The 16,136-nt window shown below is 44.4% G+C and carries 14 protein-coding genes; all 14 read left to right on the forward strand.

Going from position 1 to position 16,136, the window contains the following annotated elements; all coding sequences use genetic code 11:
- The first annotated feature begins 165 nt into the window (after positions 1–165).
- The 14 genes from LI288_RS06500 to LI288_RS06565 all read left to right on the forward strand — a co-directional run bounded on the left by LI288_RS06500 (position 166) and on the right by LI288_RS06565 (position 16,113).
- Complete coding sequence (locus LI288_RS06500) at positions 166–1,203, forward strand: hypothetical protein (RefSeq protein WP_227089841.1); 1,038 nt, start codon at positions 166–168, stop codon at positions 1,201–1,203.
- 95 nt (positions 1,204–1,298) lie between these two features.
- Positions 1,299–2,639 carry a PEGA domain-containing protein gene (locus tag LI288_RS06505; protein ID WP_227089842.1) on the forward strand — a complete coding sequence of 447 codons (1,341 nt, stop codon included), beginning with the start codon at positions 1,299–1,301 and terminating at the stop codon, positions 2,637–2,639.
- A gap of 112 nt (positions 2,640–2,751) precedes the next feature.
- Positions 2,752–3,957, forward strand: coding sequence for a DegT/DnrJ/EryC1/StrS family aminotransferase (locus LI288_RS06510; RefSeq protein ID WP_227089843.1), 1,206 nt, complete (start codon positions 2,752–2,754; stop codon positions 3,955–3,957).
- A 54-nt stretch (positions 3,958–4,011) separates the two neighbouring features.
- Complete coding sequence (locus tag LI288_RS06515; RefSeq protein WP_022433146.1) at positions 4,012–4,698, forward strand: sugar transferase; 687 nt, start codon at positions 4,012–4,014, stop codon at positions 4,696–4,698.
- A gap of 54 nt (positions 4,699–4,752) precedes the next feature.
- Positions 4,753–5,841 (forward strand): glycosyltransferase family 2 protein, encoded by a 1,089-nt coding sequence (locus tag LI288_RS06520; RefSeq protein ID WP_022433145.1) that lies wholly within the window; start codon positions 4,753–4,755, stop codon positions 5,839–5,841.
- Positions 5,828–7,690 carry a polysaccharide biosynthesis protein gene (locus LI288_RS06525; protein ID WP_022433144.1) on the forward strand — a complete coding sequence of 621 codons (1,863 nt, stop codon included), beginning with the start codon at positions 5,828–5,830 and terminating at the stop codon, positions 7,688–7,690. Before LI288_RS06520 ends, LI288_RS06525 begins: the two co-directional genes overlap by 14 nt.
- 20 nt (positions 7,691–7,710) lie before the next feature.
- On the forward strand, positions 7,711–8,778 hold the full coding sequence (locus LI288_RS06530) for a glycosyltransferase family 4 protein (RefSeq protein WP_227089844.1): 1,068 nt from the start codon (positions 7,711–7,713) through the stop codon (positions 8,776–8,778).
- Positions 8,779–8,899: 121 nt separating this feature from the next.
- Positions 8,900–9,994, forward strand: coding sequence for a glycosyltransferase family 4 protein (locus LI288_RS06535; RefSeq protein WP_227089845.1), 1,095 nt, complete (start codon positions 8,900–8,902; stop codon positions 9,992–9,994).
- Positions 9,995–10,001: 7 nt separating this feature from the next.
- Positions 10,002–11,276, forward strand: coding sequence for a glycosyltransferase family 4 protein (locus LI288_RS06540; protein ID WP_227089846.1), 1,275 nt, complete (start codon positions 10,002–10,004; stop codon positions 11,274–11,276).
- Entirely contained in the window at positions 11,273–12,049 is a 777-nt protein-coding gene (locus LI288_RS06545; RefSeq protein ID WP_022433140.1) for an ABC transporter permease, read from the forward strand. The genes LI288_RS06540 and LI288_RS06545 overlap by 4 nt, the downstream gene beginning before the upstream one ends.
- A gap of 22 nt (positions 12,050–12,071) precedes the next feature.
- Entirely contained in the window at positions 12,072–13,334 is a 1,263-nt protein-coding gene (locus LI288_RS06550; RefSeq protein WP_022433139.1) for an ABC transporter ATP-binding protein, read from the forward strand.
- A 17-nt stretch (positions 13,335–13,351) separates the two neighbouring features.
- Complete coding sequence (locus LI288_RS06555) at positions 13,352–13,813, forward strand: hypothetical protein (protein WP_227089847.1); 462 nt, start codon at positions 13,352–13,354, stop codon at positions 13,811–13,813.
- A 32-nt stretch (positions 13,814–13,845) separates the two neighbouring features.
- On the forward strand, positions 13,846–14,928 hold the full coding sequence (locus LI288_RS14410) for a glycosyltransferase (RefSeq protein WP_227089848.1): 1,083 nt from the start codon (positions 13,846–13,848) through the stop codon (positions 14,926–14,928).
- A gap of 3 nt (positions 14,929–14,931) precedes the next feature.
- On the forward strand, positions 14,932–16,113 hold the full coding sequence (locus LI288_RS06565; protein WP_022433136.1) for a glycosyltransferase family 4 protein: 1,182 nt from the start codon (positions 14,932–14,934) through the stop codon (positions 16,111–16,113).
- Positions 16,114–16,136: the final 23 nt, after the last annotated feature.

Genomic DNA, 16,136 nt, shown 5'->3' on the forward strand with positions numbered 1-16,136 from the left:
ATTAAAATGCCTACGGAGTTTGAAGAAGCCTTAAATCAGAGCTTCTTTAAACGGCTATTTGTTTCTGAGCGAAAACAAATAGCCATGATTGCAGATGAGAAATCGCCTGCGCGAATTTCTCATCGCATCTTCGCGACAAGGTCGCTCAGGAATGTGGGGAATGGTATGAATGAGAAATCGCTAGAGGTGTTGAAACAGTATGATTTTGAAGTGAACCGCGTACTGCGGGGGCGCGGCGGTATGATTTTAAATACGGACCGCGGTGTGAAATTATTTCTGGAATGTGTAAAAAGTGATAAATATTATGAGCGTGAAAACGACATTACAAGACGTGTTGCGGACAGCGGATTTTTGTGGGTGGATACCTATGTGCAAAACAGCAGTGGGGAGATTCTGACACCGGATGAAGACGGCAGACGGTTTTATGTCAAAGACTGGTATGAAGGAAAAGAGTGTAATGTGCGGGATTTAAAGGATTTGTGCAGGGCGGTGCAGACATTGGCACAGCTGCACCTTGTGCTTTTAGAGGTTGCAGGAGAGTTTTCCGGTACCACAGAAGAACAAAATGAAAAGGATGTGAAAGCCAAAGCTTTGTCAGGCATTGAAGCGGGAGGAGAAACCCAGCTGCGCCTGATGTATACACGCCATATGAAAGAGCTGAAACTCACGGGAAATTACCTGAAAAATAAAAAAAAGAAGTCCGAATTTGAGCAGCTTGCATATAAGAATATAGGAAGCTTTTTTTCGGAGGCGGAAAAAGCAGTACAGCTGCTTGCAGGACCACAATTTCAGGAGCGTCTTTCTTATGCGAAAAAAACAGGTGAGCTATGTCATGGCAGCTATAATTATCACAATATTATATTTACTAACGGAAATACTGCGGTTACTAATTTTGATAAGTATAAAAATGAATGTCAGATTAGTGATTTGTATCAGTTCATGCGTAAAATTCTTGAAAAATACGACTGGGATATCCAGACAGCCTATAAGATGATGGAAGAATACGATAAAATCAAGCCGGTCAGCGATACCGAGCGGGCGCTGCTTGCGGCACTGTTTGCATTTCCGGAAAAATTCTGGAAAGTCATGAATTACTATTTTAATTCCAATAAGGCATGGATTCCGCCAAAAACCAAAGAAAAACTGGAAAAAGTCGTGCAGCAGAATGAAAAAAGACAAAAATTTTTAGAAACGCTTTTGTAAAAATATGAAAAAATGATGGCAATAATTGCATATACCGTCCGCTTGTGATAGAATTGCCCATGACAGTCGAAAAGAATATTGGGGTACAGATATTTATGAATAATAAAAAAACGATAAAAAAAATATTTGCGGTTTTCCTGCTTCCGGCGCTTTTATTGTCCGGCTGCGGAAAGCAGAGCAGCAATAAGACACTGATTCCGGGCAGTTCTATTCTGCCGGCACCGACAAAGGCAGTAACGGAAATGGAAACGAAGAAAGCCAACCAGATTGATTTAACAGGAGTGCTTACGTACGTCAATACAGACGATCTGATTATGCACTTTGTGGATATAGACACAGGAACAGAATATGAAGTAGCGTATACGGGTGGTACGGATATTCAGGACAAATACGGAAAAATTATTGCGGCAACAGGGACGCAGCTGGGTCAGATTTATGATGTGACCTGCAATAAGAGCGGAAAAGCGACTGAGATTCACGGCTCATCAGATGCATGGGAAAAGAACAGCCTGACCGGTGTTGAGTTTGATGAAAGTGCAAGGAGAGTGAAGCAGGCAGGCAGCTCTTATGTTTACGCTTCCTATGCGGCAGTGCTGTCAAATGCCAATAAGATTAATATTGCACAGATTGTTGCACAGGACGAAGTGACACTGCGCGGTGTGGGAGATACCGTTTATTCAATTACAGTTGATAAGGGGCACGGATACATTACCTTTCAGGGTGTAGATGCATTTATCGGCGGCTATGCAAGTATCGGAACAAAGCAGTTATTTGAAGTGACAAGCGGAATGCTTACAACAACACAGGAAGGAACTTATACAGTTGAGCTGCAAAAGGGAAGCCTGACGGGAACAAAGACCGTGACAGTGGCAAGAGATGCTTCCGTGACAGTGGATTTTAGTGAATTTACAACAAAAGCGACCCAGCGGGGGGCTGTGAACTTCTCGATTACACCGGCAAATGCGGTGATGACGATTGACGGCGTAGAAACGGATTATTCACAGCCTGTTTCCTTAGCCTACGGAAAACACCGCGTGGTATTGTCCGCAAACGGCTACGAGCAGTATGTTGAAACGGTTGCAGTCAGCCAGGCGTATCAGACGGTTGTGATTGACATGACGGCATCATCGGCAACGACGACAGCCGCAGGTTCAACCAAGACGGCGACAACGGCAGCGAATAAAGCAACGACAGCAGCGGATTTAACTTCGGGCTATACCGTAAATATTACGGCGCCGGAAGGGGCGGCACTGTATGTAGACAGTGTTTACATCGGACTTGTGCCATGCTCATTCCATAAATCCTATGGAAGTAAGACGATTACGTTATCCAAGAGCGGATATAAGACGGTCAGCTATACGGTTGCCATTGCCAATGCAGCAGGAAACTTAACGTATGCGTTCCCGGATATGGAGGAAGGCAGTGATACGCAGTAGCCGCCGTTTTGCATAGAAGAATACAGGATAAATTAATGAATAAACCGGTTTTGTACGGATAAGCTAGTATAAAACGGATACCACGCCGTCAGACGGCAGATTGTGAGGAACTATGACGAAGAAATTAAACATACCGTTTTCACCTCCGGATATTACAGAAGAAGAAATTCAGGCAGTGGCAGAAGTGATGCGGTCAGGATGGATTACAACAGGACCAAAGACAAAACAGTTCGAAAAAGAGATTGCGGCATACTGCCATACACAAAAGGCAGTGTGCATGAATTCGGCAACCGCCTGTCTTGAAATGACACTGCGGCTGTTTGGAATCGGAGAGGGCGATGAAGTCATTGTTCCGGCATATACTTATACAGCATCAGCAAGCGTTGTCTGCCATGTGGGGGCAACGCTTAAGCTGGTTGACTGCGCGCCGGGCAGTTTCCATTTGGATTATGATGCGTTAGAACAGGCAGTGACGGAAAAGACAAAAGCCATTATTCCGGTAGATATTGCGGGTGTTATGGTGGATTATGACAGAATCCGCGCGCTTGCAGAGCGTAAAAAAGCACTGTTTCACCCGGCATCGCCGTTACAGGAAGCACTGGGACGCATTTTGATTCTGGCAGATTCGGCACATGGCTTCGGTGCGAAAAGAAACGGAAAAATGAGCGGCGAGTGTGCGGATTTTACAAGCTTTTCATTTCATGCCGTAAAGAACTTAACGACCGCAGAGGGCGGCGGGCTTGTATGGCGCGATATTCCGGGCGTGGATAACGAAGAGCTGTATCACAAATTGATGCTGTTAAGCCTGCACGGACAGTCCAAGGATGCACTGGCAAAGACAAAGCTTGGTGCATGGGAATATGATATTATAGGAACGTATTATAAATGTAACATGACGGATATTATGGCGGCTGTCGGACTGGTGCAGTTTGCGCGCTATCCGAAGCTTCTTGCAAGAAGGAAAGAGATTATAGAGCGGTATAATAAAGGGCTTGCAAAGCTTCCGGCAGAGGCACTTACCCATTTTGACGATACGGTAACTTCAAGCGGACATCTCTATCTTGTGCGCCTTACAGGAAAAGGTGAAGAATACCGCAACGATATTATTACCAGGATGGCGGAAAACGGTGTGGCATGCAATGTCCACTTCAAGCCGCTGCCAATGCATACGGCATATAAAAATCTGGGATTTCATATCGAAGATTTTCCGAATGCCTATGAAATGTATCACAACGAGATTACACTGCCGCTGCATACCTGCCTGACGGATGAACAGGCAGATTATGTGATTGACACATTTTGCAGCCTTGTAAAATAATAAATGGTGGCAGCAGCCGTTCACAGTAAATGGCGCCCGGAATAGGAACAGATTATGGAATTAAGAGAGTGGACAAACCTTCCCGATAAAATGCGGACAAAAGAGGTCCGGAAATATTACAACATCCTGGTAAAACGCAGCGCGTGGTTTAGGGCAAAACGAATACTTGATGTGATTGTGGCTTCCATTATGTTTGCCGTACTTGCACTGCCGATGCTTATTGTCGCGGTATTGATAAAGCTGGATTCTCCGGGACCTGTATTTTTCAGGCAGGAGCGTGTAACCCAGTATGGAAGGATTTTTAGGATATATAAATTCCGTACCATGGTCAACAATGCAAGCCGCATGGGTACGCAGGTGACAGTCAGCAATGATGCGCGTATTACGCGTGTCGGAAGGTGGCTTCGTAAATTAAGAATTGATGAATTTCCGCAGCTGTTTAACATTTTAGCGGGTGATATGACACTGGTCGGCACAAGACCGGAGGTTTTAAAATACGTGGATGCCTATACGCCGGAGATGTATGCGACACTTCTGCTTCCTGCGGGACTGACTTCAAGGACAAGCATTGCGTATAAAGATGAGGAAAGGCTTCTTTCAAATGCAGAAGACGCAGATAAGGTTTATATAGAAGAAGTGCTTCCGGCAAAAATGAGATATAATCTGGAAAGCCTGAAAAAATTCGGACTGAAATCGGATATGAGTGTACTATGGAACACCTTTGTATCGGTGATTCATTAAGGAAAAGCAAATATCGGATTTTTGCAGCCGAAGTTGTTTAGAATGAGGAAAGTTATGTTTATTACGATATGTGTGATTGCGTATAATGAAGAACAGACACTGCCTGCGATTTTAAAGGATATTGCGGCGCAGGATTATGCACACGGCAGCATGGAAGTGGTGCTGGTCGATTCTGCATCGACAGACCACACGAAGAAAATCATGCAGGAATTCGCAGCACAGAATACAACACAGCCCGATATGGGATTTGTAAGCGTAAGCGTGCTTGACAATCCAAAGCGGACACTGCCGTGCGGCTGGAATGTTGCCCTGAAAGCCTACCGCGGAGAAGCCATTTTAAAGGTTGATGCGCATGCATCCATTCCGAAAGACTTTGTTACGAAAAATGTGGCGGTGTTAGAGAGCGGGGAAGATGTGTGCGGCGGACAAAGACCGAACATTATCGAACAGCCGACACCGTTTCGCAATACATTGCTTCTGGCAGAAAGCTCCATGTTTGGTTCGAGTATTGCACCGTACCGCAACAATCCCGGCAAAAGCTATGTGAAATCCATGTTTCACGCAGCGTACCGCAGGAAGGTATTTGAATCCATCGGCGGATTTGATGAGCGGCTTGCAAGAACCGAAGACAATGAAATCCACTATCGTATGAGAAAGGCGGGCTTTAAGCTGTGCTTTGACCCGGAGATTATTTCCTATCAGCATATCCGTCCGGATTTAGGAAAAATGTTAAAGCAGAAATATGCCAACGGCTACTGGATCGGACTGACAACCGGTGTGTGCGCACCGTGCCTTTCCCTGTATCATTTTGTGCCGTTTGCCTTTGTGATGGCAATTATCCTGTCGGTACTTTTTTGTACAGGCTTTGCCATTGCAGGCAGCATAACGGCACTTAGCGGGGCGGCGCTGGTGATTTTCAAAGTTATAGCGGGGCTTACGGGGCTGATGTGGGTGCTGTACGGACTGCTGGCGGTCATTATGGCGCTGGCGGCGGTGATTGGTGCACCGGAAATACGAAATAAAACCTGTCTGGCACTTCCGTTTCTATTTTTAATGCTGCATGTCAGTTATGGAACCGGAACGGTCATAGGATTGATAAAAATGCCTTTTTGGGTGAAAGGAATAAAAAATGGAAGAAACTAGAAAAGACAGGATACAGCTTCTCGTCAGAAGAATATGCCTGATTATTACGGATATCCTGTTAGTAAACGGATGTGTATTTTTATCGCTGCTGATGCGTTTTGAAATCAGCATTTCGGCAATCCCGGAGGAATATCTGCTCAAGTATCAGAAAAACATGATTCCTTTTACGATTGTTGCCATTATTATATTCTGGTGTTTCAGAATGTATCACAGTTTATGGCAGTATGCCAGCATTGCGGAACTTTATAAAATTGTGGAGGCCTGTATTGTAACGGAATTTGCCCATATCTGTGTAACGGCATACATGGGCTGGATGCTTCCAAGAAGCTGTTATTTTACATCCGGGGTATTTTTAATCGTTGCAATGAGTGCCAGCCGTTTTATGTACCGCATGATACGTACCGTCTTGCAGAATTACCGCCACACCGCAGAGCAGGTGCGGATTATGATTATCGGTGCGGGTGAGGCAACCAACGTATTAATGCGTGAAATCCAGAATTCGCGTTATATGGACAACTCCAAGGTGGTCTGTATTATTGATGACGATACACAGAAGGTCGGAAAATATATCCGCGGCGTCAAGGTTGTCGGCACAAGAAATAAAATTAAAGAAGTTGCAAAGGTCTATGACATTGATGAAATTATTTTTGCGATTCCGTCTGCATCCATGGAGGACAAGCGCAACATTTTAAATATCTGCAAAGAAACCGACTGTAATTTAAAGATTCTGCCGGGCGTTTACCAGATGGTAGATGGCGAAATTAACGTCAATTCTATCCGGAGCGTTGATGTTTTGGATCTGCTCGGCCGTGACCCGATTGAAGTCGATCTGGATTCCATTATGGGGTATGTTAAAGATAAGACAATACTTGTCACCGGCGGCGGCGGGTCTATCGGTTCGGAGCTTTGCAGACAGCTTGTAAGCCACAAGCCGAAGTGCCTGATTATATTTGATATTTATGAAAATAATGCATATGAAATCCAGCAGGAATTAAAGATGACCTACCCGGATGCCAATGTGGTAACACTGATTGGTTCTATCCGGAATATTTCCCGTCTGGAAAGCGTTTTTGCACAGTACCGTCCGGAAATTGTATATCATGCGGCGGCACATAAGCATGTACCGCTGATGGAAGACAGTCCGAATGAAGCCGTTAAGAATAACGTTGTCGGCACATGGAATGTTGCGAAAATGGCGGACAAGTACGGTGTCGGCAAGTTTGTAATGATTTCTACGGATAAGGCGGTCAACCCGACCAATGTCATGGGGGCAACCAAGAGAATCTGTGAAATGATTATCCAGTCGTACAACGAGCGTTCACAGACGGATTTTGTAGCCGTGCGTTTCGGCAATGTACTCGGAAGCAACGGTTCGGTCATTCCGCTGTTTAAAAAGCAGATTGAAGCGGGCGGTCCGGTAACGGTCACAGACCCGAACATTATCCGTTATTTTATGACAATACCGGAGGCGGTTTCGCTTGTTTTACAGGCGGGCGCTTACGCAAAGGGCGGAGAGATTTTTATTCTGGATATGGGAGAGCCGGTCAAAATCGATGATCTGGCAAAGAACCTGATCCGATTATCCGGCTATACGTTAGGCGTCAACATGGAGATTAAGTATACGGGATTACGTCCGGGTGAAAAGCTCTATGAAGAACTGCTGATGAAAGAAGAAGGTCTGCAGGATACCGCCAATAAGCTGATTCATATCGGCAAGCCGATTGAATTTGACAAAGAACATTTCTTTGAGCATCTGGAAGAATTAAAAGAAGAAGCTTATGCAGAAACGGGAGATATCCGCACACTGATACAAAAAGTGGCGCCGACATATCACCCAAAAGAAAACTAGAAACAAGGAATTAAAAATTTATGGGACAGTATTATGCAATCAACGGCAGCTTTCTGCTGGAACCCGCACTGGGCGTACAGCGGTATGCGGCGGAGATTCTAAAGCAGATGAATAAAATGGCTCCGGCATATAAGGAGTGCCTGCGGCTGGTGCTGGTGCTGCCTGAAACACCGCGCATTGAGGAAATCCGCCGGGAATTTTCAAATATTGAAGTACGCTGTGCGGGAAAAAGCAGGCGTGTAAAAGTGTGGGAGCAGGTCTGTTTTGCACGTTTTTTAAAAAAAGAGAAGGCAAAGGGAATCTGCCTGTGCAATACCGTGCCGCTGTTTTCAAAGGGCGGGCTGGTCTGTGTCCACGATATTGTCTTTAAGACACACCCGGAATATTTTAAAGAGCCGGGTGCATGGCATGAAATTTTATACCGTAAATGGATGTATACACACGCATTTCATAAGGCAGATATCATTGTGACGGTCAGTGAGACGTCCAAAAAAGAAATTTTAGAGCAGTACAGGGTGCATGCAGGACAGATTTATGTGGCAGGGAACGGCTGGCAGCATATGGACCGTAAAGATACGGATGAAACCATTTTCCAGAAGTATCCTAAGCTTACGAAAGGGGCGTATTACTATTATCTGGCATCGCTTGCACCGAATAAAAATCTGTCATGGATTTTAAAAAATGCCGCAGGAAATCCGGATAAAATCTATGTGCTTTCGGGAAAACCGCTGGGCGATGATTCCGGGGTGGAAAAACTGGATAATGTCATCTGCACGGGCTATGTGTCCGACAGCGAAGCGCGGGCGCTGATGCAATACTGCCGGGCGTTTTTATTTCCTTCTACGTATGAAGGCTTTGGCATACCACCGATGGAAGCGTTGTGCATGGGGGCGCCGGTGGTGCTTGGCGATATTCCGGTGCTGCATGAGATTTACGGAAATGCGGCATATTACGTGGACTGTGACAATGCGGACATCAGCATTGAACAACTGTTAAAACAAGGCGGCAGGGAAGCACCGGAAACGGTATTATCCCGGTATTCGTGGGAAAAATCCGCACGGATTATGATGGAAGCTTTGACAAAATAGTGTAAAACGAGTATAGTGATACTGTTTGATAAAAAGTTACAGCTGGAGAATAAACACACCGAAAACGGTTATCATAAAAACAACGATAAAAAAGCCGCACAGACGGCAGAATGGATAGAATATGAAGATTGCAGTAGATGCCCGTACATTAGGCAGCAGACCTAGTGGTGTGGGGATGTATCTGAATGATTTCTTAAAGGTTCTGATGAAATACCGGGAATTTGAGTTTGTACTGCTTTCCGATGTGGCAGAAAGCGAGTACATCCGATATTTTATGGAAAAGGGAATTCCCGTAATTACACAGGGGAAAGCCGTATACCGCAGTGCGGGCGTGTATTCCTACTTTTCATTTATTCAGAAACAGTTAAATGAAATTCAGCCGGATTTATTCTGGGAGGTCAATACCATTATCCCAATCCGCTTAAAAGGAAATTTTAAAACCATGATTACAATTCATGATATGTTTCCGATTGAATATGTCGAATATTTTGGCATTGTTTACAGCCTGTATTTTAAACATAATCTTGCAAAGACATTAAGAAATACGGATATGATTCTGTACAATTCAATACAGACGAAAAAGACAACAGAAAAGCTTTTTCCGGCGGCACGAAAAATTGCAAACTGCAATGCCTACATCATTGCCAATCCGTTAAAGGACACATGGGAAACAACGGATAAAGGTTACTTTTTATATGTAGGCAATATGGAAAAGCGCAAAGGCGTGGATCTCTTATTAAAGGGCTACCGCAGATACCGGGAGCTTGGCGGCACAAAGGAGCTGATTCTTGCAGGGAAAATGCAGGAAGACGATATTGACAGTCTGTTAAAGGAAACCATGGCACAGACAAAGGGCATTACGTATCTGGATTATGTGACCCATGATAAAAAACATCAGCTGTTTGCAGACTGCTCCTGCTTTGTATTTCCGTCTAAGGCGGAGGGCTTTGGCATGCCGTTAATTGAAGTCATGAAGTTTGGAAAGCCGATGATTGTGGGCAATCTCGATATTTATGATGAAATTATCGGACAGCATGGAGACCGTTTTGATTTAAACGGCACCGAACAGCACCAGATTGACAATCTGGCAGAAAAAATGCTGCATTTTAACAGCAATGTCGATGAAGAAGCCTATAAAGAGATTATTGCAAAATATGCACCGGAGAAGCTTGGCAGAATCGTCCGGGATTTTATTTTAACGATACAGAAAGGTTGAACCGTTTATGAGTCTTTCAAAAGCAGCATTAAACATGGCGGAAGCCCTGCGTCCGGTGCTGGTAAAGCTGATACCGCAGAAAATGCTGAGTGCAGTTAAAGCAAAAGTCATCGAAAAAGGTGCAAAAGACCTTGAAAAAACAGAGATTACACCATTTGAGCCGCAGGCACACAAAAAGGGCATCAACCTGATTGGCAGCATCAAAAGCGATACGGGATTGGGACAGAGTATGCGCCTGGTCGCTGAAATTTTAGAAAACAGCACATGGGATTATACAGTGTATGATTATTTTGTGCCGCCGGGGGGCAGCAGAACCAACGAAGCTTTTGACGGTAAAATTACGCAGACCGGTCCGTATAATATCAATCTGATTCACGTTAATCCGAGTGAACTGCCGCTTGCCTTTATGGACGTGGGTAAGAATCAATGGGATACGCGCTACAATATCGGATACTGGCTGTGGGAATTAGAGGAGTTTCCAAAGGAGTGGCTTCCGGCATTTCATCTGCTCGATGAAGTGTGGACACCGTCCGAGTTTATTTCGCAAAACTTAAGAAAATATACAGATAAGCCGATCTATACCCTGCCCTACAGTGTTACGGCACCGGCAGATGCGGCATATGACAGGGATTATTTTCATCTGCCAAAAGACCGCTTTTTATTTCTGATGATGTATGACAGCGGGAGCGGCATGGTGCGTAAAAATCCGCTGGGTGCGATTGAAGCATTTAAACAGGCATTTGACCGGGGAAATAAACAGGTCGGGCTGGTCATTAAAATGAACCGCTCGGAACAAAGCGAAAAAGATATTGAGAATATCCGCACAAAACTTGACGGATATGATAATATATATTTTATATGCGAAACACTGTCTAAAACGGCAGTCAACAGCCTGACGGCATGTGTGGATGTTTTTGTATCCTTACACCGGGCAGAGGGCTTCGGACTGGTCATGGCAGAGGCGATGCTGCTTGGCACGCCGGTCATTGCAACAAACTGGTCTGCCAATACGGAATTTATGAACCGGGAATCTGCCTGTATGGTGGATTACAAAAAAACGGCAATAGAACAGGATATCCCGCCGTTTAAAAAGGGGTATCACTGGGCGGAAGCCGATGTGGCACAGGCGGCGGCTTATATGAAGCGGCTTTGTGAAGATTCTGCATTTTATGAGCAGAAAAAAGCGGCGGCAGGGGCATATATCCGGGAAAAGACCAAAATGCAGCATTCTGTCAGTCTGTTAGAGGACAGACTGGGAAAAATATTGGAGGAAAGAAAGTGAAGCAGTTAAGAGAATTATATGAATACAGGGAAATGATTTTCAGTCTTGTCAAAAAAGATTTACGTGGCAGATATAAAGGCTCTGTATTGGGATTTTTGTGGACATTTATCAATCCGTTATTACAGCTTGTCGTGTTTACCCTTGTGTTTTCGGTTATCATGAAAGCAGGTTATGAACAGTATTATATGTTCTTATTTGTGGCACTTGTTCCATGGATGTTTTTTGCTTCCAGCGTACAGGACGGTTCAACGAGCATTTTAAGGGAAAAGGATATGGTCAAAAAAATCTATTTCCCGCGTGAGGTACTGCCGATTGCAACGGTAACGAGCGGCTTTGTCAATATGCTTTTAACCTTTATTGTTATTTTTGCGGCACTGCTTGTCAGCGGAAGAAAAGTGCAGTTTCTGGGACTTGCCTGCCTTCCGGTCGTTATGATTGTAGAATACATACTGTGTCTTGGCATTGCATTAATTGTTGCATCCCTGACCGTGTATCTGCGTGATTTACAGTATATTCTCGGTATTTTAGTGATGGCGTTACAGTATATGACACCGGTGATGTACGGAAGCGATATGGTTCCGGACTGGGCAATGCCGATTTTCAGACTCAATCCGATGACACCGGTGATAGAAATTTATCGTGATATTTTATACTACGGCAATGTGCCGCAGATGTCATCTTTACTGCTTGCACTATTTATCGGTATTGTATTTATTATTGTAGGCGAATTGTTATTTAAGAAGCTGCAAAAGGGCTTTGCAGAGAATTTCTAATAGAGAAAGGCTGTTTTTGGATATGAAAAATGAGGAAAATGCAATCGAGGTAAGGGACGTTACCAAGACCTTTAAAGTGTATTATGATAAAGGAACGGAATTAAAGGAAAAACTGTTGTTTTGGAAGCGCAACCGCTACGAAAACCGTGTGGTTTTAGACCATATCAGTTTTGAGGTCAAAAAAGGCGAAGCCATCGGACTTGTCGGTAAAAACGGTTGTGGAAAGAGTACAACCTTAAAAATGCTTACAAGGATTATCTATCCGAACTCCGGTGAAATCGAAATGTGCGGACGGGTATCAAGCTTAATCGAACTGGGTGCCGGTTTCCATCCGGATATGAGCGGCAGGGAAAACATTTACACCAATGCGGCAATTTTCGGACTGACAAAGAAAGAAATTGATGAGCGTCTAGAGGAAATCATCGCATTTTCTGAGCTGGAGGAATTTATCGATAATCCGGTAAGGACCTATTCCTCCGGGATGTATACACGACTGGCATTTTCTGTTGCGATTAATGTTGATGCGGATATTCTGCTGATTGATGAAATCCTTGCCGTAGGGGATGCCAATTTCCAGGCAAAGTGTTTTAATAAATTAAGAGAAATTAAGGCAAGCGGCACAACGATTGTGATTGTATCCCATTCTCTCGGACAGATTGAGCAGATTTGTGACCGTTCAATCTGGATATGCGAAGGTAAAATTGCAATGGAAGGAAAACCAAAGGAAGTCCATCTGGAATATCTGGATTATATGAATACCCAGAGAATCGACCAGCAGGAAAAAGAACGGTTACGCCTTCAGAAGCTGGAATTACAGAATATGCAGGCAGAAGAAGAAAAAAAGCGCAAGGCAAAAATGAAGCGTTACGGTTCGGAAGATGCCAAGTTTACACAGATTAAGATGTTAGATGCCGACGGAAAAGAGCAGACGACGTTTCGTACCGGTGAAAAAATGGTGCTGGATTTAAGCTATCACGTAGAAAAGAAAGTAACGGATGCCGTATTCGGCTACGGGATTTTCAGAAGTGACGGACTCTGGGTTTACGGAACCAATACCCGTATTGACCGCGTAGACAATTTTGATATTGATAAGGATGGCAGGTTTGTCATTACCATGCCGGAACTCAATCTCATTCCGGGACAGTACTGGCTGGATATTACGATTGAATACGGAGAAGGCAATCCGGTGGATTACTATAAAGAAGCCCTCAAATTTGAAGTGGTATCGAATATGACGGACGTGGGTGTCGCAAGAATCGCGCATTCATGGGAACTTGAGATTTAAGGATAGAGGAGAGAACAATGGAACAGGAACAGATTAATATTGAGGATATTATGCAGGAAATCCGTGCGGAAATCCGTGCAAAGGGATATGCAGACAATGAAATTCCGTTTAGCGATATTGCCTGTCTGGTAGGCGGTACGGAAGTGCCGTTTGACCTGAAGGATTACTTAGACGATATTTCTATGATGGATGAGAGCAGAACCGTGCTTGCATACCGTGACATTTCATCGACACGTAAAGGGGTAGGCAAACTCATTACCTTTGTCAAAAAGGTGATCCGTAAGATGGTATGCTTCTATGTAGAACCGCTTGTAGACGACCAGAACCGCTTTAATGAACTGACAACAAGGGTTGTGGCACAGACGGTCCGCAGATACAATGATGATGATGCGCGTATTGAGGAACTTGAGAAGAAGATTTACAAGTGCGAGCGCCGTATCCGTGAACTCGAAGAAGAATTAAAAAAGAATCAGGCGTAAATGTTTAAGAATGAGGATTAGGAGGATTTACCGTGAAAATCTATCAGCTCCTTCCGACGCTTGCATTTGGGGACGCAGTCAGCAATGATGCCCTTGCGTTGGAAAAAGTGATTCGGGAAATGGGATATAAAACCGAAATCTTTGCAGAAAGCATTGATGCGCGCCTGCCAAAGGGCAGTGCAAAGTTTGTGGAAAAGCTGCCGAGGCTGAATGAAAAGGATATCATTTTATATCACTTATCTACCGGAACAAAGTTAAATTACCGGCTGGCACAGATGCACTGCAGAAAAGTTATGGTGTATCACAATATTACGCCGCCGCAGTTTTTTGAAGAATACAGTGTCAAGGCGGCGCAGCTGTGCCAGAACGGATTAGAAGGTGCCTCTTATCTTGCCGATAAGGTGGATTACTGCCTTGCCGTGTCAGAATACAACAAACAGGATTTAATCCGTATGGGATACACCTGTCCGATTGATGTCCTGCCGATCCTGATACCGTTTGATGATTACGCAAAGACACCGTCACAGCAGGTTATTGACCGCTACAGTGACGGTTATACCAATCTTATTTTTACGGGAAGAATTGCACCGAATAAGCGTCAGGAGGATGTCATCCGTGCATTTTACGACTATAAAAAGTTTTATAACCCGAAATCCCGCCTGATACTGGTGGGCGGACATAACGGCATGGAGCGGTATTACCACCGCTTAAAAAGTTACATTAATGCACTGGAACTGGAAGATGTGGTATTTCCGGGACATATTAAATTTGATGAAATCCTCGCATATTATAAAATTGCAGACGTCTTTTTATGCCAGAGCGAGCATGAGGGCTTCTGCGTGCCGATTGTAGAAGCGATGTATTTTGATGTGCCGGTTGTGGCATACGATTCCTCGGCGATTGCAGGTACGCTCGGCGGGGGCGGATTTTTATTAAAGGATAAAAATCCGGTAGAAACGGCAGGTGTGATTAACCGTGTTGTGACCGATGAAGCACTGCGGACACAGATCATCAAAAATCAGCAGGCAAGACTTGCCGATTTTGACCACAAGGTAATTGAGGCGCAGTTTAAGACGTATCTGGATACGTTTATAAACGGCGGACGGAAAGGATAAGTCATGAAAAGAAAACTGGCATTTGTTGTCCAGCGCTACGGTCTGGAAGTAAACGGCGGCGCGGAGCTGCTTTCCAGACAGCTTGTTGAACATTTACAGCAGCAGTACGATATTGAAGTGCTGACAACCAAAGCGATTGAATATACAACATGGAAAAATGAATATACCAACGATGTGGATGTGATTAACGGTGTGACCGTCAGACGTTTCGGTGTGGACAAGCCGCGTGATTTAAACCGGTTCGGTAAATTTTCAGGAAAAGTCATCGGCAATCCGGAGCATACCATGGAGCAGGAAGAACAGTGGTTTGAAATGCAGGGACCGCATGTACCGGAACTGATTGATTACATCAAAGACCATGCAGATGATTATGAAGCATTCATTTTTATGACCTATCTGTATTATACAACCGTTAAGGGACTGCCGCTTGTTAAAGATAAGGCAATCTTAATTTCAACGGCGCATGATGAGCCGCCGATTTACTTAAAGACATTTGATACACTGTTTCAGATGCCGAAGGCACTTTTCTATCTGACCGTGGAGGAAAAGAAGTTTGTGGAACGCAAATTCCGCAATGAGCGCATTATCAACAATGACGGCTACGGCGGAAGCGGCGTGGAAGTGCCGGATACGATTGATTCACAGTTCTGTAAAAATAAATACGGTATTGACAATTACATGGTTTATGCCGGAAGAATTGATGAAGCGAAGGGCTGTAAGGAATTATTTGACTATTTCCTGCGCTATAAAAAGGAAAATCAGAACGATTTAAAGCTTGTCATGATGGGAAAACCGGTTATTCCGATTCCAAAAAGTGACGATATTGTAAGCCTTGGCTTTGTGAGCGACCAGGAAAAGTTCGATGTCATGTCCGGGGCGAAGTTTCTGATTATGCCGTCACCGTTTGAAAGTCTTTCCATTGTGGTACTGGAGGCGATGACACTTTCCGTTCCGGTTGTGGTAAACGGCAGATGTGACGTCTTAAAGGGTCACTGTGTCCGCAGTAACGGCGGACTGTATTATAAGTCTTACTATGAATTTGAAGGGTGTGTAAACTACATGCTGACGCACCCGGATACGGCGGCAGGCATGGGTGCAAACGGAAGGAAATATGTCGATGCCAACTATACATGGGAAAAGATAACGGACAGATTTATTGATATTGTAGAAAGGGTTTGCAATTAGTGTAAAAAATCACACTGATGTTG

It is taken from the genome of Lachnospira pectinoschiza, assembly GCF_020564355.1.
GTDB lineage: Bacteria > Bacillota > Clostridia > Lachnospirales > Lachnospiraceae > Lachnospira > Lachnospira intestinalis.